This window comes from Rhodococcus sp. 06-235-1A, assembly GCF_002258785.1.
GTDB lineage: Bacteria > Actinomycetota > Actinomycetes > Mycobacteriales > Mycobacteriaceae > Rhodococcoides.
The window spans coordinates 248,475-269,476 of record NZ_NOYI01000012.1 but is presented as its reverse complement, the minus strand read 5'-3'; the positions used below and the strand labels follow the sequence as shown (position 1 = coordinate 269,476).

The 21,002-nt window shown below is 64.9% G+C and carries 21 protein-coding genes and 1 pseudogene; 10 read left to right on the top strand and 12 right to left on the bottom strand.

All coding sequences use genetic code 11. The features are described 5' to 3' along the window. Positions 1-8: 8 nt before the first annotated feature. Both CH275_RS11720 and CH275_RS11715 read right to left on the bottom strand, forming a co-directional pair. Entirely contained in the window at positions 9-269 is a 261-nt protein-coding gene (locus CH275_RS11720) for an acyl-CoA-binding protein (RefSeq protein ID WP_057477178.1), read from the bottom strand. A gap of 28 nt (positions 270-297) precedes the next feature. Then, positions 298-870, bottom strand: coding sequence for a TetR/AcrR family transcriptional regulator (locus CH275_RS11715; protein ID WP_094678216.1), 573 nt, complete (start codon positions 868-870; stop codon positions 298-300). Between the two features lie 23 nt (positions 871-893). On the opposite strand from CH275_RS11715, the gene CH275_RS11710 reads away from it, so the two are divergent. Both CH275_RS11710 and CH275_RS11705 read left to right on the top strand, forming a co-directional pair. Beyond that, entirely contained in the window at positions 894-1,826 is a 933-nt protein-coding gene (locus CH275_RS11710; RefSeq protein WP_094678214.1) for an oxygenase MpaB family protein, read from the top strand. Positions 1,827-1,873: 47 nt separating this feature from the next. Continuing rightward, positions 1,874-2,656 carry an alpha/beta fold hydrolase gene (locus CH275_RS11705; protein ID WP_094678212.1) on the top strand — a complete coding sequence of 261 codons (783 nt, stop codon included), beginning with the start codon at positions 1,874-1,876 and terminating at the stop codon, positions 2,654-2,656. Positions 2,657-2,663: 7 nt separating this feature from the next. On the opposite strand, the gene CH275_RS11700 is transcribed toward CH275_RS11705, so the two are convergent. Together CH275_RS11700 and CH275_RS11695 are read right to left on the bottom strand one after the other, a co-directional pair. After that, a complete protein-coding gene (locus CH275_RS11700; protein WP_094678210.1) occupies positions 2,664-3,980 on the bottom strand; it encodes a class I SAM-dependent methyltransferase in 1,317 nt (438 codons plus the stop codon). Beyond that, entirely contained in the window at positions 3,977-5,422 is a 1,446-nt protein-coding gene (locus tag CH275_RS11695) for an FAD-binding oxidoreductase (RefSeq protein ID WP_094678208.1), read from the bottom strand. The genes CH275_RS11700 and CH275_RS11695 overlap by 4 nt, the downstream gene beginning before the upstream one ends. Before the next feature lie 258 nt (positions 5,423-5,680). Here CH275_RS11695 and CH275_RS11690 point away from each other — a divergent pair, with 258 nt between their 5' ends. Further along, the gene (locus CH275_RS11690; protein ID WP_094678704.1) at positions 5,681-6,115 is read left to right on the top strand and encodes an SRPBCC family protein; all 435 of its coding nucleotides are present in this window, start codon (positions 5,681-5,683) and stop codon (positions 6,113-6,115) included. Here CH275_RS11690 and CH275_RS11685 read toward each other — a convergent pair. Beyond that, complete coding sequence (locus CH275_RS11685) at positions 6,112-6,774, bottom strand: hypothetical protein (protein ID WP_256990981.1); 663 nt, start codon at positions 6,772-6,774, stop codon at positions 6,112-6,114. The genes CH275_RS11690 and CH275_RS11685 overlap by 4 nt on opposite strands. Positions 6,775-6,922: 148 nt before the next feature. Between CH275_RS11685 and CH275_RS11680 the strand changes: the two genes are divergently transcribed. From CH275_RS11680 to CH275_RS29985, 3 genes and pseudogenes are all read left to right on the top strand, one after another. Next, positions 6,923-7,234 (top strand): YbaB/EbfC family nucleoid-associated protein, encoded by a 312-nt coding sequence (locus CH275_RS11680; protein ID WP_218828783.1) that lies wholly within the window; start codon positions 6,923-6,925, stop codon positions 7,232-7,234. Positions 7,235-7,237: 3 nt separating this feature from the next. Then, complete coding sequence (gene recR, locus CH275_RS11675) at positions 7,238-7,846, top strand: recombination mediator RecR (protein ID WP_094678204.1); 609 nt, start codon at positions 7,238-7,240, stop codon at positions 7,844-7,846. 157 nt (positions 7,847-8,003) lie between these two features. Continuing rightward, positions 8,004-8,207 (top strand): annotated as a pseudogene (locus CH275_RS29985) (hypothetical protein); the annotation flags it as partial. A 32-nt stretch (positions 8,208-8,239) separates the two neighbouring features. Here CH275_RS29985 and CH275_RS11665 read toward each other — a convergent pair. The 3 genes from CH275_RS11665 to CH275_RS11655 are packed head-to-tail and all read right to left on the bottom strand — an operon-like array spanning position 8,240 to position 11,154. Further along, positions 8,240-8,950 carry a type 1 glutamine amidotransferase gene (locus CH275_RS11665; protein WP_094678202.1) on the bottom strand — a complete coding sequence of 237 codons (711 nt, stop codon included), beginning with the start codon at positions 8,948-8,950 and terminating at the stop codon, positions 8,240-8,242. Next, positions 8,943-10,205, bottom strand: a complete 1,263-nt coding sequence (locus tag CH275_RS11660; protein ID WP_094678700.1) for a Mur ligase family protein — start codon at positions 10,203-10,205, stop codon at positions 8,943-8,945. The genes CH275_RS11665 and CH275_RS11660 overlap by 8 nt, the downstream gene beginning before the upstream one ends. 52 nt (positions 10,206-10,257) lie before the next feature. After that, positions 10,258-11,154, bottom strand: a complete 897-nt coding sequence (locus CH275_RS11655) for an EamA family transporter (RefSeq protein WP_094678698.1) — start codon at positions 11,152-11,154, stop codon at positions 10,258-10,260. Positions 11,155-11,226: 72 nt separating this feature from the next. On the opposite strand from CH275_RS11655, the gene CH275_RS11650 reads away from it, so the two are divergent. After that, the gene (locus CH275_RS11650) at positions 11,227-12,138 is read left to right on the top strand and encodes a LysR family transcriptional regulator (RefSeq protein WP_094678200.1); all 912 of its coding nucleotides are present in this window, start codon (positions 11,227-11,229) and stop codon (positions 12,136-12,138) included. Here the strand turns inward: CH275_RS11650 and CH275_RS11645 are convergent. After that, positions 12,107-12,484, bottom strand: coding sequence for an SHOCT domain-containing protein (locus tag CH275_RS11645; protein ID WP_094678198.1), 378 nt, complete (start codon positions 12,482-12,484; stop codon positions 12,107-12,109). The two genes, CH275_RS11650 and CH275_RS11645, sit on opposite strands and share 32 nt — an antisense overlap. A gap of 444 nt (positions 12,485-12,928) precedes the next feature. On the opposite strand from CH275_RS11645, the gene CH275_RS11640 reads away from it, so the two are divergent. After that, on the top strand, positions 12,929-13,660 hold the full coding sequence (locus tag CH275_RS11640; protein WP_094678196.1) for a hypothetical protein: 732 nt from the start codon (positions 12,929-12,931) through the stop codon (positions 13,658-13,660). Positions 13,661-13,750: 90 nt separating this feature from the next. On the opposite strand, the gene leuA is transcribed toward CH275_RS11640, so the two are convergent. Next, positions 13,751-15,562 (bottom strand): 2-isopropylmalate synthase, encoded by a 1,812-nt coding sequence (leuA, locus tag CH275_RS11635; protein WP_094678194.1) that lies wholly within the window; start codon positions 15,560-15,562, stop codon positions 13,751-13,753. Positions 15,563-15,713: 151 nt separating this feature from the next. Continuing rightward, a complete protein-coding gene (locus tag CH275_RS11630; RefSeq protein ID WP_143546753.1) occupies positions 15,714-17,390 on the bottom strand; it encodes an FUSC family protein in 1,677 nt (558 codons plus the stop codon). Positions 17,391-17,539: 149 nt separating this feature from the next. Between CH275_RS11630 and CH275_RS11625 the strand changes: the two genes are divergently transcribed. Both CH275_RS11625 and CH275_RS11620 read left to right on the top strand, forming a co-directional pair. Beyond that, entirely contained in the window at positions 17,540-18,805 is a 1,266-nt protein-coding gene (locus tag CH275_RS11625; RefSeq protein WP_094678190.1) for an aspartate kinase, read from the top strand. Positions 18,806-18,808: 3 nt separating this feature from the next. Next, complete coding sequence (locus tag CH275_RS11620) at positions 18,809-19,831, top strand: aspartate-semialdehyde dehydrogenase (protein WP_094678188.1); 1,023 nt, start codon at positions 18,809-18,811, stop codon at positions 19,829-19,831. 55 nt (positions 19,832-19,886) lie between these two features. Here the strand turns inward: CH275_RS11620 and CH275_RS11615 are convergent, their stop codons facing one another. Continuing rightward, on the bottom strand, positions 19,887-20,957 hold the full coding sequence (locus tag CH275_RS11615; protein WP_094678186.1) for an ABC transporter ATP-binding protein: 1,071 nt from the start codon (positions 20,955-20,957) through the stop codon (positions 19,887-19,889). Between the last annotated feature and the right edge of the window lie 45 nt (positions 20,958-21,002).

Here is a 21,002-nt window from a genome sequence, read left to right as displayed (position 1 = left end):
CCGTAGGCTCAGCCGGCGAGGAGCTTGGTCACCAAATCCACGTACTGCTGCTTCGCCGAATCCTGGCTCGTACCTTCGAGCTTCGCCCAGGCATCGAACTTCGCACGGTTCACCATGTCCAGCCGTCCGGGCCGCTTACCCGTGGCATCACCGATCGAACCCTGCTTGTAGAGCGAGTACAGGCTCAGCAGATCGTCGTTGCTCGGCTTGGACGTGAGCTTCTTGACGTCCACCTGCGCATCGGCGAACGACTGATCGAGATCGGACATGGAAGGACTCCTTCGGTTAGAGGTGGTGTCATCCTTGCATGGAGGCATCGGAAATCAGCCGAATGCAATGTGCGACGAGTGCTTCGCGGGTGGCGGCGAGCGTGCCGTCGAGGTAGCCGATGAACAGGGCGGTCAGTGCCCCGACGGTTCCGACTGCGATCAGCTGTCGTTCTTCGGAGTCGGGGAGCTGTGACTGCACCAACTCGACGAAACCGGGCAGCAGATCGAGACCGCGTCGGCTCAGCGCCGGCTCCGCCAACGGCGCGATGAGCAGCACCCGTCCCGTTCGTGGTTCGTCGATGATGAGTTCGACGAATGCTCGGACCGGCGCGGCGATGGTGTCCTCGGGAGTGGCCGCCGTCGTGACGGCATCGAACAATGCCGTCTGCGCTCTCGATCCCACCCACGCGTACACCGCCCGGACGAACGTGTCCCGGTCGGTGAAGCTCTCGTAGAAGTACCTCTCGGTCAGCCCGGCGGTCCGGCAGACGGCGCGCACGTTGACTGCCGGACCGTCCGGAGAGCCGAGAAGCTCGACCCCCGCGGCGAGCAATGCGTCGTACCGCTTGGATCTACGCTCCTCCAACTGTTGACTACGCATGTTGTCAACCCTAGTCTGACAACATGCGTAGTCAGAGCGATCGTCCGGTCCCGCTCGGTCCCGAGTCGCTCACCTGGAAGTACTTCGGCGATTGGCGGGGGATGTTGCAGGGCGTCTGGGCCGGGTCGATGCAGAACATGCACCCCGGGCTCGGTGCCGGGGTGGAGCAGCATTCGACGTTCTTCGACGAGCGCTGGCAGCGCCTGTACCGATCGCTGTATCCCATCGGTGGGGTGGTGTTCGACGGAGACTGGGCCGAGGAGACCGCGCGACAGGTCCGCGGATATCACACGAACATCAAGGGAATCGATGCCAAGGGACGCGCCTACCACGCCCTCGATCCCGACACGTTCTACTGGGCGCACGCCACCTTCTTCATGGGTACGGTGCTCACCGCCGACCATTTCATGGGCGGGCTGACCGAGGAACAGAAAGTGCAACAGTTCGACGAGCACGTGCAGTGGTACCGCCTGTACGGCATGAGCATGCGGCCGGTGCCCGCAACCTGGCCCGAGTTCCGACGGTATTGGGATCACATGTGCCGAAACGTCCTGGAAGACAACATGGCTGCCCGCGGGGTACTCGACCTGTCGAAACTGGGTCCACCGCCGTACGCGGCGTGGTTGCCGGAACGAGTGTGGGCTGTTCTCCGGCGTCCGGTTGCGGCGTTGTTCGTGTGGATCACCGTGGGGCTCTACGACCCGCCGGTGCGCGAGCTCCTCGGGTACGGCTGGTCCGCACGGGACGAACATCGGTTCGCGTTGTTCGGTAGGGCGGTGAACCTGCTGTTCGGGCTGGTGCCGCCGCGTCGACGTCTGCATCCGCGGGGGCGGGCCGGGTGGGATCGCGTCAACGGCCGGATCCCGGCGTCATCACCGCTGGTGCACACGCCGGCTCGAAATCTGCCACCCGTGGAGCGCCGGTCGGACCCATCGCACTACAGCCCGAATGTGTAGATCGACCCGAATGTGTAGATAGACGGGCTCCGGGTACATCGCGGGGTATGTACAACGTCAGAACCGGAACCGGCAAGCCCTTGGTCCTCGTGCACGGTCTCGGGTCCTCGCACCGAAACTGGGACCCCATCGTCCCTGCCCTGGCCGCACATCGAGAGGTCATCGCGCTGGATCTGCCCGGATTCGGGCAGACCCCGCCCCTGCCGGACGTGTCGATCGCGACGTTGACCGACGCGCTGAGGGAGTTCCTCGACAACGAGGGACTGTCCGACGCCGATCTCGTCGGCAGTTCGATGGGCGCGCGGATGGTCGTCGAGCTCGGCCGCCGCGGCCATCGCGGTTCGATGGTGGCACTCGATCCCGGCGGGTTCTGGAACGACCGTCAGGTCAAGATCTTCGGAGCCACGATCACGGCGTCGCTGGCCCTGATGAAGAACGTGCAGGCCCTGGTGCCGTTCCTGGCCGGAAACCCGGTCACCAGAACGGCTGCGCTGGCCCAGTTCTCGGCTGCGCCGTGGAAGTTGCCCAGTGGATTGGTCGAGCGGGAATTGAAGGGCTTCTCGACCAAGACCTCACCGTCGTTGGACGCTGCACGCAAGGCGTTGATCAGCGGGCCGAAGCAGCTCGGTGCACCGAAGGGGTCGTTGCAGGGCTCGCTGCTCATCGGCTGGGGTCGCCAGGACAAGGTGACGACTCCCAGCCAGGCAAAGGTGGCGTTGGAGCGATTCCCCGACGCCACCCTGCACTGGTTCGACAAATGCGGACACTTCCCGCACTGGGATCAGCCCGCCGAGACCGCTCGCGTGATCCTGCGAGCGACAGGGCGGTAGGTCTGGCTCAGCCGTTCCACCACGGCCGCAGAGGTACGTCGGCCTGACCTTTCGGTCCGAGCTTGACGGCCAGAACCTGGTGCAGCTGAACCACATTGCGCTCGAATCCCAGACGGGATCCGGCCATGTACAAGCCCCACACGCGGGCTGTTCCCTCGCCGGCCTCGGCGACACATGCATCCCAGTTGTCGACGAGGTTCTGGCACCATCCGGCGAGGGTCAGCGCGTAGTGCTCGCGGAGGTTCTCCTCGTGGCGGACCTCGAGGCCGACGTCCTGGATTTCGGTGATGATGCGTCCGGAGCCGGTGAGCTCACCGTCGGGGAAGACGTAGCGGTCGATGAAGCTGCCCGCTTTGGCGTGAGCGCGGTTGTCCGGTCGGGTGATCGAGTGGTTGAGCAGCCGGCCGCCGTCCCGCAGCTTGGACTGGATGAACGAGAAGTACGACGGGTAGTTGTGCACGCCGATGTGCTCGGTCAGTCCGATCGAGGAGATGGCGTCGAAGTTGGTCTCGGCGACATCCCGGTAGTCGGAGAAGCGCACCTCGGCGAGCTCGGACAGGCCTTCCTCGGCGATGGCCTTCTGTGCCCACGACGCCTGCTCCTGGGAGAGCGTCACGCCGATCACCTTCACGCCGCGGCGGGCGGCGTAGCGCACCATCGAACCCCAACCGCATCCGATGTCGAGCAGACGATCACCCGGCTTCAGTCCGAGCTTGTCGAATACCAGTCGATACTTGTTCTCCTGCGCCGCTTCCAGCGACTGATCCGTGCTCTCGAACGCAGCACACGTGTACGTCATCGACGGGCCGAGCACCATCTCGTAGAAGGCGTTGGACACGTCGTAGTGGTGATGGATCGCTTCCGCGTCCCGGGTCTTGGAGTGGCGCAAGCCTTCGGCGATACGACGCCACCGCGGAATCGCCTCCTGCGGCGGGGGAGCGATGGGCCGCAACACATCCCAACCGAGCGAACGCGCGATCGATGTCAGTGTCATGGCCGAGGGGCGGCGGAAGTGGAGCTCGTCGCCCATCAGCGCAAGCAGTTCGTACGGGTCACCCGGGTGCACACCGGTGGCTTCCAGATCACCCGAGACGTAGGCCCGTGCCATGCCCAGATCGCCGGGAGCGGTTGCGAGATAGGTGGTTCCGCGCGGGCTCTTGAGGTTGAGCCCGATCGTTGCATCCTCGGGGCCGGCCACACTGCCGTCGTATGCGGTGAAACGCAAGGGGATGTTTCCGTCGGAGATCAGTTCCAGAATCTCGGAGATCTTGAGCTTCTGGTTGCCGCTCGCCGTCCGATTGCCGGAGTCCTTGAACGTCGTCATTTGCGTTGCACCGCCTTCGAGTACAAATCCAACAATCGGGATTCGGGATCGTATTTCTTCTTCAGCACTTCGTACCTGTCGCCGCCGTACAGAACGGCGAATTCATCCTCGGTGTAGTAAGCGTCCGAGTACAGCGATTTATGCCCGTCGAAGTCGGTGACCTTCTTCTCGATTGCTCGGTTCGCGGCACCCTCGGGTTCGCCTGCGACGATCGGGACCGAGGACCAGAAGCCGATGTTGACGTAGGTGCGTTTCGGCTCGAGCGGGTACAGCGGCCACGGCCGCGCCGCATTGGCTCCCGGTGCTGCGGGTTCGCGAAGACGCAACGGGCACAACCACAACGGCTCGATGGGGATGTTGTCGAGGAACCACGCCACGAAGCCCGCGGTGTGTTCGATCGGGACCTCGACGTCCTGCACGACGCGTTCGCGGGGCGGATTTCCCTTGCGCTTCTCCAGCCGATCGGCGATGTCGTACTTACGATCGAGGCCGATCAACTTCCAGTAGAAGCTGCTGCGTCGGTACTTGCGCGGCCAGAAGCGTCGAATCTTCGGGTTCTGGGTTCCGAAAGCTCGGGAGCACCAGAACCAGTCGGTGTCCCAGCGCCACAGGTAGTCGTGAATCGTCAGCCGGTCGGTTTTCGGAGTGTCCGAATCGTGTTGGATCGAGCGGTAGAAGATGTCGGCACCGGTGTAGTCGCTGACCGGTCCGGGTGTGTCGGTCTGGACCCCGAGCGTGAGATAACTTTCGTCCGCTGTGAAGACCACGCCGTCGAGGTATTGGACCTCGATGCCGTCGTATTCGCGGCTGGTGACGATGGCGTCCATCGTGGATTGAAGGGTGTCGATATCGTGGAATCGTAGGTGGCGCAACGCGACATACGGCAGCACGGGCTCGAGCTGAATCCTCAGTCGGGTCGAGTAGCCGAGGGTGCCGTAGGAATTGGGGAAGCCCCAGTAGAGGTCGGCATGTTCGCCCTCGGGCGTCGCGGTGACGATGTCGCCGCTGCCGGTGAGGACGTCGATCTCGAGGACCGACTCGTGCGGGAGACCGCTGCGAAACGATGTCGACTCGATGCCGAGGCCGGTGACGGCTCCGCCGAGAGTGATGGTCTTGAGTTGCGGGACGACGAGGGGAGCGAGGCCGTAGGGAAGCGTCGCGTCGACGAGGTCCTCGTACGTGCACATGCCGGCGACATCGGCTGTTCGCGCGGCCGCATCGACGGTGATGACCTTGCTCAGCCCCGATACGTCGAGACCGGGTGTGTTCGATGTGGTCCTGGCCCTGAACAGGTTGGACGTCTTCTTCGCCAGACGCACCGTCGCATCGGCCGGTATCGCTCGATAGCTGCGAAGCAACTGCTCGACACCCGACCGGTGCGCTGCGTATCCGCTCTCCCTCGGTTCTGGCCGTCGTCCGAGAAGAGCATTTACTGAAGCCACGTGAAGACGCTATATCTCGTACCGCGTGGTATCCACCGGCCGAGGGGTCCGAGCGGCGAAACTTCACGCAACTGTTGCCGAAACCGGTCGAGGAATCGGGGTGAATCGGACAAATAGTTGCGTCATACATGTGTTTTTCGGTTCCGAAAGAAACCGTGTGAAGCATGTCACACCTTCTCGGTCGCGATGCCGGACGTGGCGGCGGGTCGAGGCAGGATGGGCGCACATCATCATCTGCTATCGAAGGAGAACGTTTCCGTGGCTCAGGTCAGTGCATCCAGTTCCGCCACCATCGCCACCACCCCGGATCGGGTACTCGCCGCGCTCGCCGACTACGAGACGGTGCGTCCGCGCATCCTGCCCGAGCAGTACCGCGACTACGAGGTGGTCCAGGGCGGGCAAGGAGACGGAACCGTGGCCAAGTGGACCCTGCAGGCCACCGAGAAGCGGGTGCGCAACGTCGCCGCAACCGTCACGGTCGCCGGATCGACCATCACCGAACGCGACGCCAACTCCTCGATGGTCACTACCTGGTCGGTGGCCCCGGACGGCGCAGGCACCGCGGTCACCACAACGACTGAATGGAAGGGCGCGGGCGGAATCGGCGGATTCTTCGAGAAGACCTTCGCGCCTCTCGGACTGAAGAAGATCCAGGCCGCGACGCTGGAGAATCTGCGCCGCGAGTTGATCTAGGCCAGCTCGAAGTCCGGGGCCTGGATGAGCGCCAGGGTCCCGACCACCACGGTGCGCATCGACCACAGAAACATCCCGTCGGGTCCGCGGTCGATGGTGTCGTAGGCCCCGGGCAGGGTGTCGAGGTCGGTGCGGGCGGCGATCGCGTCGTCGTACTCACGATCGCGTCGGGCATTGTTGTAGACGATCTCGGCCAATGCAATCGCGTGCTCGACGACGGTGATGACGGCCCACGTCGCCTGCTTGGGGGTGAGGTCGTAGCGAAGTCGATAGCGCGTCTGCACCACATCGGCCATCCGAAGGGCATCGATCGAGCTGGGAGTCAGACCGATCAGGTACTGCGCGATGCCCGGATTCGTGTGCACGAGTTCGCGCATCGCGGAGGCGAGATTCAGCAGAGCGTCGTGCATCGATTCGTCGTCACCGGGAAGCGGAGGAGACCACCTGCGCAGAATCTCCTCCGCCACCAGGGCTTTGAGCGCGCACAGATCGTCGATGTTGTTGTAGATCGCGACGATCGAGACGCCCAGGCTCTCGGCCACGGACTTCACCGTCACCTTGGGCAGAGTCAGCGCAATGCCCGCCTCGGCCATGGTCTCGGGCGTCACCCGACGCTTGCGAGGGGACTGGCGTCCCTCGGGGGCCGCCGGCTGATCCATGCCACGAGACTACGGGCGCTCAGTACTGACGGATGTTCAGGCGCGTGGCGCGTGGGGACGCGCGTCGCCGATCACCGGGCGACTACGCTGGAGTTCGCTTCGACCCACGCGAGAGGACGGCACAGTGCAACCCGGTGAGCAGCCCGACATGGCATCGATCCTGCAGCAGGCCCAGCAGATGCAGCAGCAGCTGATGGCAGCGCAGGCCGAGATTGCGGAAACCGAAGTGACCGGCCAGGCGGGCGGCGGGCTCGTCGTCGCCACGGTCAAGGGAACCGGTGAGGTGGTCGGACTGACCATCGACCCCAAGGTTGTCGATCCCGATGACGTCGAGACCCTCCAGGATCTGGTGATCGGTGCTATCGCCGATGCGTCGAAGGCAGCGCAGAACGTGGCGAGCGAGAAGCTCGGCCCCCTCGCTGGCGGTCTCGGTGGCATGCCCGGCCTGCCCGGGTTCTAAGCGGTGTACGAAGGTCCGGTACAGGATCTGATCGACGAACTCGGCAAGTTTCCCGGGGTCGGTCCAAAGAGCGCTCAGCGCATAGCCTTTCACCTCCTGGGTGTCGAACCGCCTGAGGTGGATCGGCTGATGCGCGCGCTTCAGCGCGTCCGCGACGGCGTCCAGTTCTGCATCGTCTGTGGCACGGTCTCGGACAAGGAGTTGTGCCGAATCTGCTCGGACTCGCGCCGCGACCGATCCATGATCTGCGTCGTCGAAGAGCCCAAAGATGTTCAGGCCGTTGAACGTACGCGGGAGTTCAAAGGCCGCTACCACGTGCTCGGTGGGGCGCTCGACCCACTCAACGGCGTCGGCCCGGACCAGCTGCGCATCCGGGAGTTGTTGACCCGCGTGGGAACTCAGGACGACGGAGTGGACGTCACCGAGGTCATCATCGCCACCGACCCCAACACCGAGGGCGAAGCAACGGCCACGTACCTGGTGCGCATGATGCGAGACTTCCCCGGCCTGGCCATTACCCGCCTCGCCTCCGGCCTGCCCATGGGCGGAGACCTCGAATTTGCCGACGAACTGACGCTGGGCCGCGCTCTGACCGGACGTCGACGAATGTGAGAGCGGCTTCGCCGCACGTGCACGAAACCTCGTAGCAGGGGTCGAGTTTCTGCTCACGACCCGAAGTTATCCATAGCCTGTGGATAGATTCTGACTCGGTTGCCCCGAACCGGCCATCCTGAGGTCCATGAGGACGAGACCGGCGGGTGCCTGGCAGCAGGCCTTCCACTCTGCCAAGCAACGACGTTTTCGCGACCGTAGACGCGACAATGCCGCGGAGCTGCGAAACCTTCCGCGCCTGGTGTACGGCTGGGACGAAGTAACCCAAGACCCATGCGGGGTGTACCGCGAGGTCCGCGAGGTGCTGGTCAGAGAGGGATGGAACGACGCATCGTACCCGTGCAAGCGGTGCGTCCCGTGAGTGAAAAGTCGTAGTGGACTACGAGGTTTCGTTCACGTGCGGCGCAGCCGCTCCTCGCGCAGGCGAGCCACCTCGGGCAGCTCGAGGGGAGCGAGAGTGGTGCCCAAGGCACGCTCCAGCAAGTAGTCCGCCAACTCCGGGTTTCGGGCGAGTACCGGCCCGTGCATGTACGTGCCGATCACAGACCCCTGCACGACGCCTTCGCGTCCGTCGCCGACACCGTTGCCCACCCCGTGGGTGACCTTGGCCAAGGGGGACGCATCCAGGCCGAGAGTTGTTCCACCGCGGTGGTTCTCGAATCCGGTGAGTTTCTGAGTGAGGCCATCGAGTGCAGGCTCGGTGACGACCTCACCGATCGACCGTGTGGCCTGCGGAGCGGTGGTGACGTCGAACAGCGAGATGCCGTCGACACGTTCGCCTGCGGAGGTCTCGTACCAGTGGCCGAGTACCTGGATCGCGGCGCAGATCGCCAGCACGGGGGCACCGCGAGCCGCAGCGTTCTGCAATCCGGGATACCGGGTGAGGTGACGCGTCGCCAGGCGTTGAGCCGAATCCTCTGCTCCACCAAGGGTGTACACGTCGAGTGAATCGGGAACCGGATCACTGAGGGTGATCTGGACAACCTCGGCGTCGATGTCTCGCATCCGCAACCGCTGGCGCAGAATGAGAGCGTTTCCGTTGTCGCCGTAAGTGCCCATCACGTCGGGCAGGACGAGGCCGATGCGAACGGTGGACTCAGACATTCTTGACCTCCCGTGCCAGCGCGCGACCGAGATCGCGGAACGCGGTGTAGTTGGCCAGCACTTCGACGCGTCCCGGCGGGCAGGATGCGATGGCCTGCAACGGATCTGCGATGGTGGTGTGCTGCGAGCCCGCGTAGAGCAGGCGTACCCCGAGGTCGGTGGCGCGTTCACCGGCGGCAACCACAGCGACGTTCTCGAAGTGCTCGAAGCGGACGTCCCACAGCCACGACAGGTCCTCGCCGTCCGGTACCTGACCGTTGACGGCGATGACGAGTCCGTCGCAGGTGGGGTCGATCATCGACAGTGCCTCTTGCCAGCCCGCAGGGTTCTTGGCGAGAAGCATTCGGACGGAATGAGATCCGTACTGGACGGTGGAGTAGCGCCCGGCGACCTCGTCGACGCCAGATGCGGCCGCGACGGCATCCTCTGCGCTCGCGCCCAGTGTCACTGCTGCGGCTACTGCCTGAGCTGCGTTGCCGCGGTTGGCTTTTCCTGGCAGCGACAACGTCATCGGCAGGACGAGCCCGTCCGGCCCGTAGAGATTCTCGTCGTCGAGCCACCAATCCGGCGTCGGACGCTTGAAGTCGCTACCGGTGCTGTACCAGTGCTCGCCCTCCCAGAGGATGGGCTCGCCGGTGCGGGGGAAGCTGACCGAGTCGCCTGCCCACCCGCCACCGGCGGCGACCCACACGACGTTCGGGGAGTCGAATGCGGCCGAGGTGACCAGTACGTCGTCGCAGTTCGCGATGACGACGGTCTCCGGGTGCCGGGCCAATCCGGCGCGCAGCTTGCGTTCGATCATGTTGATCTCGCCCACGCGGTCGAGCTGATCGCGACTGAGATTGAGCAACACGATGGCCGCCGGGTCCACCGCGTCGGATACATGCGGGACGTGCAGTTCGTCGACTTCGAGGGCAGCCAGTTCGGCGTCGAAGTGCGCATGCAGGGCCGCGACGATGCCCGCGTCCATGTTCGCGCCGTCGGCCTGGGTGGCGACGTCGCCGAAAGTGGCCAGGGCCGCTGCCGTCATGCGCGTGGTGGTCGATTTGCCATTGGTGCCGGTGACGATGACGGTGCGTCGGCCACGCCCGAGCCCGCCGAGGATGTTCGGGTCGATCTTGAGGGCGATCAGCCCGCCGATCATCGATCCCTTGCCCCGGCCTGCTTTGCGGGACGCCCAGGTCGCCAGCTCCGCCGCGCGCAGAGCCACGCGGCCACGTGCGCCGATACGCCTGCGCTCACCCACTTCAACCATCCGCCGAGTCTGGCACAGAAGAGCATGCAGTTTCACGTCGACGGTGGCCCCCTCACACCGGCGCTTTCTCCAGTACCTCCGTGGGTCGTCGGACGGCCATACCCCCGAGGCATCCGCCGATGACGACGACGCCACCGATCAGCGCGAGCACCGAGGGGTTCTCGCCCAGGAAGATCCAGGCACCGGCGATGCCGACGACAGGGACCAGCAGCGAGAACGGTGCAACCAGTCCGGCGGGGTTGCGGCTCATCAGAATGCTCCAGAGGCCGCTGCCTACGATGGTGGCCGGAATCACGATGTAGGCCAACGCGACCAGACCGGGCCAGCCCTGCGGACCGAACGACTCGGTGAGGGCGTGCCATCCGGTGGTCGGGCCCTCGACGATGGCTGACAGCGCCAGCATCGGAATCGGTGGGATGACGGTCATCCACAGCATCAGCGTCATCGGCGAGTCGGACTTGGCGAGTCGGTTCCCCAGGTTGCCGAATGCCCAGCCGAGGCCGGCGAGCAGGGTCAGGATCACCGGGAGCAGGGTGGCGCTCTGGGCGCGATCCCACCCGATCAGCACCATTCCGAGCACGGCGATCGCGATACCTATGGCTTGCCTGCGGCTGACGTGTTCGCGCAGCAGAATGGCGCCGAGAACGACGGTGAACGGTGCGGACGACTGCAGCACCAGCGATGCCAGTCCCGTGGGCATACCGGCGGCCATCGCTGCGAACAGGAAGGCGAACTGCAGGAACCCGAATCCGAATCCGTAGAGCAGCAACCACTTCAGCGGCATCTTCGGTCGCGGCATGAACAGCACCACGGGGACGGCGATGACCAGGAACCGCAGCGCGGCGAAGAAGAAGGGCGGAAAGTGATCGAGCCCGACGCGGATGGCGAGGAAGTTGAGCCCCCACAGCACGGCGACGGTCAATCCGAGCAGGCGGTCGCGAGTGGTCATGCCGTCCATCGTGACGGGACCAAATGATCAGCACAATCGAATATATTCGCAGTAACAGTTAAGATTTTCTGCATGAATGTAGAGCGGCTCAGGATCCTCGGGGAACTCGCCGACCGCGGGACCGTAGCCGCCGTCGCCGAGGCCCTGTCGATGACGCCGTCGGCAGTGTCCCAACAACTCAAGTTGCTGGCTCGCGAGGCGGGGGTGAAACTCCTCGAACCTGACGGCCGCCGCCTTCGACTCACCGACGCGGGACGCGCATTGGTGCTCAGGACCGACGAGGTGCTCGCGGCTCTCGCCCGTGCCACGGCAGAGATGGATCGATACCGGGCGTCCCCGAGGGGACGCGTCCGAGTCGCGCTGTTCCCGTCCGGTGCAGCGCTCCTGCTGCCCGGGCTACTGACGCGGATGGCGAACTCGGACGTCGACATCGACGCCCGTGACGAGGACCTGCCTGCGTCCTCGGTGCCCGAATTGCTTGCGGACTACGACGTGGTGCTCACGCACCGGGACGAGCGAGCGCCGTCGACCGCAGGTCCGCGCATCGAGGTGAGCACCCTGATGCGTGAACCCATCGATCTGGTGCTGCCGCCGGATCATGCTCTTGCACAACACGAATCGATATACCTTCGGGACCTGGTCGACGAACGGTGGATCAGTGTCCGCGGAGGATTTCCGGTGGACGACGTGCTGCTCTCGGTAGCTGCGGCGACAGGCGTCGAACCGCGGGTGGTTCAGCGAGTCAACGACTTTCGCGTCACCGAGGTATTGGTGGCGGGCGGGCACGGCGTGGCCCTGATGCCGCGCTATGCCGTCGTTCATCCCGGTCTGGTGCGAAGGGAGCTGTCGGGAGTGCGAGCCGGGCGCATCTACGAACTGGCAACGAGGCCCGACGCTCGACGCCTACCGGCGATCGCCGCGGTGCTCGACGCGTTCCGAGTGGAAGCGGAGTTCAGGACAGCGCTTTGGCCTTCAGCTTCGTGAACTCGTCCTGATCGATGGTTCCGTTGTCCAGCAACGCCTTTGCGTGTGCGATTTCTTCGGGCGCGGACCGACCGGCGACGTGTTTGATGTACTCCTCCTGCTGGTCCTTGGCGTGCTGAAGGGCGGCGACCTGCCGCTTGGTCATGTTGCTGCCGTTCACGATGAGGTAGACCAGCGCGGTCAGGAACGGCGCGACGATGAGGAAGAGCACCCACACTGCCTTGACGACCCCGGAAGTCTTGTGGTCACGGAACAGGTCTCCGATGATCGAGAACATCACCATCAGGTAGGCCACGAAAGCGAATCCGACGATGAGAAGCCAAAGAAAATCCCAGAAAGAGTCCATGGCGAACTTCCATTCCTTCGAGGTGCCCCGACAGCAGAGTTATTGTCCCACGCGGCGTACCAGCTATGACGCCGGTTGAGCGCTTTCTCCATTTCGATAGTGGGTCCGTCGGGAAGTCCCTGCTGGAGGCAGTCGTTGCGGGGGCGGTGTTCACAGTGCTGACGTGGCTGTACCTGCGCTATGTCGCCCCCGCAAGATCGACCGGATAGCTCACGGTGCGAAGCGCACATAAGGTGTGCAGGGAGCCGTTCGACCGGAGGTTCAGTGATGGGACACCTGTCAGCGAGTTCAGCCGCGGCCCCAGCGCATGCGGCGGATTCGGGTACGCGACACCGGTGGTTCGGACCTGCCGTTGCCGCTTCTCGTGCCTGCGGTGTCGTGGCAACAATAGTTCTGGTGCTGGCGGGGTGCTCGAATCCTCCTGAGCAGGATGCCCCAACCGACATGACCGCCTCGGCTTACCGGTCGCGCGTCGACGACGCGATCGGTGGTCAGTTCCAGATCACAATCGCCAACACTGGCGAACGACCGATTGCGGTGCACACCATCGCACTCGCCTCTCCCGGATTTGCGCCCGTCGCTCCTACTGTCCGCGAGATCGAGCTGCAGAAGGGCGGCCGGATCGATATACCAACTCCGTACGGCGCGGCTCGATGCGACTCGACAGTGGGACCGTTGGCCGCGCGCCTGTCCGTGATTCGCGAAGGAGAGCCGGAGCAGGATGTCGAGGTTCCGCTCGAGCAACCGTACGACATCATCGACCGCATCCATTCGGAAGAGTGCACTGCCGAGCAAGTCTTGTCGAAAGTGTCTATGACGCTGTCGCTTTCGTCACCCCCGCTCGTACCGACCGATCCATTGTCCGCCAGTGTGGTGGTGTCTCGCGAGTCTTTCGACGGACCGATTCGGGTCGACGAACTGCGAGGTAGCGTCCTCTCCGACCTAACCAGTGCGCTCCCTCGAACACTGCAGTCAGACAGCAATTCCCTGGCCATTCCGCTCACCATCACCACAGCGTCGTGCGAAGCGCACGCGATCGCGGACTCGAAGAAGCCATTCGTCTTTCCGATCTACCTTGCTTTCGGCGACGAAAAGCCGGTGTACGCGCGGATCCCGGTGCCCACCGAAACGCAGAAGCAATTGGTCGCGTATCAGGCCGCAGCCTGCGTGCGCTAGCCGTTCTTCCCAGTCGGCGGCAGGGCGTCCTGCATACGACAAAGCCGCCCATTCGCGAGGAATGGGCGGCTTTGTCGTCGAGCAGAGAACTTATTTCAGTGCGCGGTTCACGGCCGAGACCACGGCGCGCAGTGACGCAGTGGTGATCGACGTCGCGATGCCGACGCCCCACACGGTGGTGGCGACACCGGCAGGAGAGGTGACCGAGGCCTCGACGTAGGCCGCGGCCTGGGCGTCGTCGCCCGCGGACATGGCGTGCTCGGAGTAATCGAGGACGCTGACGTCGTAGCCGATGGTCGACAACGCGTCGACGAACGACGCGAGCGGGCCGTTGCCGGATCCGGAAATCTCCTGCTCCACGCCGTCGACCTTGACCGTCGCCGTGATCGTGTCGGTACCGCCGTCGTGCTCCGCTGCGACCACGGACTGCTTGATGCGCTCGAGTGGACGAATCGGCGTCAGGTACTCCTCGGCGAAGACGTCCCACATCTCCTTGGGCGAGACCTCGCCGCCCTCACCATCGGTGATGCGCTGCACGGCCTGGGAGAACTCGATCTGCAGGCGACGCGGCAGGTTCAGCCCGTGATCGGACTTCATGATGTACGCGACGCCACCCTTGCCCGACTGCGAGTTGACGCGAATGACGGCCTCGTAGGTGCGACCGACGTCCTTGGGATCGACGGGCAGGTACGGAACCTGCCAGGTGACGTCGCCGATGTCCGAACCTTGTTCGTCCGCAGTGACTTTCATCGCGTCGAGGCCCTTGTTGATGGCGTCCTGGTGGCTGCCGGAGAAGGCGGTGTAGACCAGATCGCCGCCGTAGGGGTGGCGCTCGGCAACGGGAAGTTGGTTGCAGTACTCCACGGTTCGACGGACCTCGTCGATGTTGGAGAAATCGATCTGCGGATCGACACCGCGGGTGAACAGGTTCAGACCCAACGTGACGAGGCAGACGTTGCCGGTGCGCTCGCCGTTGCCGAACAGGCAGCCCTCGATGCGGTCTGCGCCGGCCTGGTAGCCGAGTTCTGCTGCGGCAACACCGGTTCCGCGGTCGTTGTGCGGGTGCAGTGACAGCACGATGCTGTCGCGGCGATCGAGATTGCGGCTCATCCACTCGATCGAGTCGGCGTAGACATTCGGTGTCGCCATCTCGACGGTGGCCGGCAGATTCAGGATCAGCGGCTTGTCGGGCGTGGGATCGATGATCGCGGTGACCGCGTCGCACACCTCCTTGGCGTACGAGAGCTCGGTGCCGGTGTACGACTCGGGGGAGTACTCGTAGCGCCAATCGGTATCGGGGAACTTGGCAGCTTCCTCGAGAACCTTGCGGGCACCGTCGGTGGCGATCTTCTTGATGACGTCACGATCGGCGCGGAACACCACGCGGCGCTGCAGGATCGACGTCGAATTGTAGAAGTGCACGATGACGCTGCGGGCACCCTCGCACGCGACGAACGTGCGCTCGATCAGCTCGGGGCGGCACTGCGTCAAGACCTGGATGGTGACGTCGTCGGGAATCGCGCCGTCCTCGATGATCTCGCGGACGAAATCGAAGTCGGTCTGGCTGGCGGACGGGAACCCGACCTCGATCTGCTTGTAGCCCATGCGGACCAGCAGGTCGAACATGCGCCGCTTACGGGCCGGGCTCATCGGGTCGATCAGCGCCTGGTTGCCGTCACGCAGATCCACTGCGCACCACTGCGGCGTCCGGTCGATGATCTTGTCCGGCCACGTGCGGTCGGGGAGGGTGATGGCTTCCACTTCCTCGGCGAACGGCCGATAGCGGAAGGTGGGCATCGAGGAATTCTTCTGGGTGTTCCAGGCGGGCTGGTCGCTGGGTGCGGGCCGCGAGGGCGGGGTGATGGTGCGAGTTCCCGAGGTGAATGCGTCGGCTGGTGACATGGTCTTCGTCTCTCCGTACAGATCAGAGCAATGTGTTCGACCGGCGCAACGAACCCCGCGACGGGAAGCCAGTCTGGTCTCAGACCCCGTCGCGGCTGTTAAGAAGGAGAGCTCGCAGCATGGGCTGAGTGTACTACCGCACCCGGACGCCCTACCCAAGGGTTGGCGAGTGGAATTCTGCATCGACCGCATCGACTCTGCGCTGCCAGTGTTCGATGTCATCCATTCGTCCGACGTCGGCCGCGCTCCAACAGTGCGCGAGCAGTTCGTATCCCAGGCGGTCGACCTCGGCGTGCTCCGACCACACTCCGTGTGCCCAACGCCGATCGTTGTGTGCAGCTTCGGCACCCGCGAGTGCCGACCCGACGAGCTCGAACTGCACATCGCGCCTGACGGTGAGAGAGCGCGGCGCGGCAACGTTCTGGGTGCGCAGGACCGTCAGCAGTTCCGAGCACAGCCGAAGCACACGGCCGTCGGACCACTGCAGTGTGCGGCGAAAGGCCCCGGGTAACAGCAGCCACAGCGCCGCGAATGCAAGTACCACTCCCACCGTCGTTTCGACGAGCCGGTCGACGACGATGTCTCCCAGCGGTGCACCAGGATGTGTCAGCGTGCCCATCAGCAGGGCCAGCGGCGTGATGAACGTGACGGCCAGCCCGTAATTGCGGGCCACCGACACCTCGATCGCGAACTGCAGCACCATCAACACCGCGATGACGGCAAGACCGGTCAGCGGCGAGAGATAGATGACCGAGAACAACCCGACCCCGGCGAGGGTGCCGCCGAGCCGCTGCAGTCCCCGGTAGGTCCCGTGCACCCGATCGGGACCCTGCTGCAGCACCAGAACCGCTCCGAGAATGGCCCAGTCCGGTCGGCTCAATTCCAGCGCGACGCTGATGCCGCCCGCCGCGGCTGCCGCGCAGAAGACCCTGATCGCCGTGGACATCGCATGCGAATCCCGATGCAACGAGCGACGCAACCGATACGCGACGCCGGGCCGGGCCAGCGGCAATTGTTCCGACACGGAGTCGACCGCTCGATCCGGATCCGTGCTCTGGGACGTCGTGGCCGCGAATGCTCGATGGGCGTCGAACAGCGTCTGTACGAGTACCGGCCGCGACGGCGACCGCACGGCACCGGCGTCGTACACAGCACCCCAGGCCGCGTGCAGACGTGCGGCCGCCGCGTGACGATCGGCCGCGGACGCCGTCGGCGAACTCGCGTATCTCTCGATGGCGGCCACCGCGGCCCCGACGGCCTCGCGCTCGGGTCCCCGTGGGTCCCACAACACGCCGGACATCGCCACCACCAGCGCCGACGCGACGCCGATGGCCGCACAGACCGCACCGTGGGCGGCGCTGACACCGGCACCGGGAATGTACGACGCCACCGCGCACACCAGCACGAAGAAGAACGCCCCCGGCGGTCCGAGACGCAGCGCGGCGATGACGTACACCGCAACCAGGGCAAGTAACGACAGGACCGCGACGGGGATCATCCGCGCCCAGCCGGTGTTGCCGAGATCTAGCGCCGCCTGCCCGGCCGTCGCACCGAGCCACACCGACGCCACCAGCGCCCCGCCTGCGATCAGGACCACCCACCAGCGCGAACGGTACGGGCGGCCCTCGCCGTAGATCACGGCGAAGCTGCCGAGAACCACAAGCAACGCTTCGGCGTGGAACCCGAGGACCCACGCCGCGACAGCGGGAACTCCGAACGCCAGCGCCGAGCGCAGACCACCCGGCCAGCGACGGCCGACGGCGGGCAGCCCGAAGAGCACCCGCAGACCTCGAGCCGGTGGTGGTGGGAGATGTTCTGGAACGGTCACTCGAACAATGTTAGGACAGGCGAAGCCGCAGGCAGACCACCCTGAAATCCCAGCTCGGAGCTACCCGGACCACTGTTCGGGCCGCTCGCTCGGTAAGGTGACCCGCGGACAATCGAACGGTTGTCGGCTATCCAGCGGAGGTAATACGCGTGGCTCTCATCGTCCAGAAGTACGGTGGATCGTCGGTGGGGACCGCCGAACGTATCCGACGCGTCGCTGAACGAATCGTCGAGACCAAGAAGGCGGGCAACGACGTTGTCGTCGTCGTGTCGGCCATGGGCGACACCACCGACGAACTGCTCGACCTGGCCCAGCAGGTGTGCCCGGCACCGCCTGCTCGCGAGATGGACATGCTGCTCACCTCGGGTGAACGCATCTCCAACGCGCTGGTCGCGATGGCCATCCACTCGCTCGGTGCCGAGGCGCGGTCGTTCACCGGCTCCCAGGCAGGCGTCGTCACCACCAGCGTGCACGGAAACGCCAAGATCATCGACGTCACCCCGGGCCGCGTACGCAGCGCGCTCGACGAAGGCTCGATCGTTCTGGTCGCCGGATTCCAGGGCGTGAGCCAGGACAGCAAGGACGTCACGACGCTCGGACGTGGTGGGTCCGACACCACCGCCGTCGCGCTCGCTGCGGCCTTGAACGCCGATGTCTGCGAGATCTACACCGACGTCGACGGCATCTTCACCGCCGACCCGCGCATCGTCCCCAACGCCCGACACCTCGAGACCGTCTCGTTCGAGGAGATGCTCGAAATGGCGGCCTGTGGCGCAAAGGTTCTGATGCTGCGCTGCGTCGAATACGCCCGTCGCTACAACGTTCCCGTACACGTGCGCTCGTCGTACACCACGAAACCCGGAACGATCGTCTCCGGATCTATGGAGGACATTCCAGTGGAAGAAGCAATTCTCACCGGCGTCGCACACGATCGCAGCGAGGCGAAGGTCACCGTCGTCGGTCTGCCCGACACCCCCGGCTACGCCGCGAAGGTCTTTCGCGCCGTCGCCGATTCGGAGATCAACATCGACATGGTGTTGCAGAACGTCTCGAAGATCGACACCGGCAAGACCGACATCACCTTCACCTGCCCCAAGGCCGACGGCCCGACGGCAGTGGAGAAGCTCACGAAGCTGCAGGCCGAAATCGGCTTCGCACAGGTGCTCTACGACGATCACATCGGCAAGGTCTCGCTCGTCGGTGCCGGCATGAAGAGCCACCCCGGCGTCACCGCGACGTTCTGTGAGGCCCTCGCCGACGCCGGCATCAACATCGATCTGATCAGCACCTCCGAGATCCGTATCTCGGTGCTGTGCAGCGATACTCAGCTCGACGAAGCCGTACGCGCGCTGCACGCCGCCTTCGATCTCGGGGGCGACGAAGAAGCCGTCGTACACGCAGGAACAGGACGATAGAAGATGACCACAGTTGCAGTCGTAGGAGCCACCGGCCAGGTCGGTGCCGTCATGCGAACCCTGTTGGAGGAGCGCAACTTTCCTGCCGACACCGTTCGATTCTTCGCCTCCGCCAGGTCGGCCGGCAAGAAGCTGCCGTTCCGCGGCGAGGAGATCATCGTCGAGGACGCATCCACCGCCGACCTCGCCGGCATCGACATCGCACTGTTCTCGGCCGGTGCCACGCTCTCTCGTGAGCAGGCACCGCGTTTCGCGGCAGCGGGCGCGGTCGTCATCGACAACTCGTCGGCGTTCCGCAAGGACTCCGACGTGCCGTTGGTGGTCAGTGAAGTGAACCCCGAGGCGGCGAAGAACCCGCCCCGCGGCATCATCGCCAACCCGAACTGCACCACCATGGCCGCCATGCCGGTGCTCAAGGTGCTGCACGACGAGGCAGGCCTGCAGCGTCTGATCGTCTCGAGCTACCAGGCCGTCTCCGGTAGTGGACTCGCCGGTGTCGAGGAACTCGCCACCCAGGCGCGCGCGGTCATCGGCGACGTCGAAAAGCTGGTGCACGACGGTTCGTCGGTGGATTTCCCGGCCCCGAACAAGTACGTCGCGCCCATCGCCTTCAACGTCCTGCCGCTGGCCGGCGCGTTGGTCGACGACGGATCCGGCGAGACCGACGAGGACCAGAAGCTGCGCAACGAATCGCGCAAGATCCTCGGACTGCCGGACCTGCTGGTCAGTGGAACGTGCGTGCGCGTGCCGGTGTTCACCGGTCACTCGCTGTCGATCAATGCGGAGTTCGCTTCACCGCTGTCGGTGGAACGCGCTCGTGAACTGCTGGCCTCCGCACCGGGTGTCTCGCTGGTCGATGTGCCGACGCCGCTCGAGGCTGCAGGCAAGGACGCGTCTCTGGTGGGCCGCATCCGTCAGGACCCGGGCGTTCCCGAGGGCCGCGGACTTGCGCTGTTCGTCTCGGGCGACAACCTGCGCAAGGGTGCCGCGTTGAACACGATTCAGATCGCCGAACTGCTGGTCTGAGGTCGTGCGCGTTTTGCGTACCCAGGGGTACGCAAAACGCGCACGACGGGGGTGGTCAGTTCAGGCGACGGCCCTCAGCGGAGGCGTCGAAGATGTGCGCGTGCGCGTCGTCGATGCGGACATGCACCCGGTCGCCCTTCTCGGGCGGGCTGCGCCAATCGGCCCGGGCAACAATGGTTTCGGTCTTCCCGTTGATGTCTGCGCGTCCGAACACGAAGGCCTCGGAGCCGAGTTCCTCGACGACGTCGATCTCGAGAGCGATTCCGCTGTCGGCAATCTCGATGTGCTCGGGCCGAATACCGAACATCACCTCGGTGGCCGAGCCCAGAGTCTGCCGCGGCACCGGAATCACCTGATCGGCCAGGCGGACACCGCCGTCGGTGACCGGAGCGCGGAACAGGTTCATCGACGGTGAGCCCATGAACCCGGCGACGAACGCATTGACCGGGGTGCGGTACAACTCGCGCGGAGTGGCGCACTGTTGCAGCACACCACCTTTCAGGACGGCAACACGGTCGCCCATCGTCATGGCCTCGACCTGATCGTGGGTGACGTACACCGTGGTCGTGCCGAGCCGGCGCTGCAGCTGAGCGATCTGCGTGCGCGTCTGGACCCTCAGTTTGGCGTCGAGGTTGCTCAAAGGCTCGTCCATCAGGAACACCTGCGGCTGCCGAACGATGGCACGGCCCATGGCAACTCGCTGACGTTGTCCGCCCGAGAGGGCCTTCGGCTTGCGATCCAGGTACGGCTCGAGGTCGAGCAGCTTCGCGGCCTCCTCGACGCGAGTGCGAATGTCTTCCTTGTTCGCCTTCGCCAGCTTGAGCGCGAACCCCATGTTCTCGGCGACGGTCATGTGCGGGTACAGCGCGTAGTTCTGGAACACCATCGCGATGTCGCGATCCTTGGGTTCGGAATTGGTGACGTCCTTGCCGCCGATGAGGATGCGACCGGAATTGACCTCTTCGAGCCCCGCGAGCATCCGGAGCGATGTGGATTTGCCGCACCCGGAGGGGCCGACCAGCACGAGGAACTCACCGTCCTCGATGTGCAGGTCGAGCTCGTTCACCGCGGGGGTGTCGGAGCCGGGAAAAAGCCTGGTCGTGCGCTCGAACGAGATTGTTGCCATGACGAAATAGATCCCTCCACCGGCAGGAACGTGCCGGACGATCCG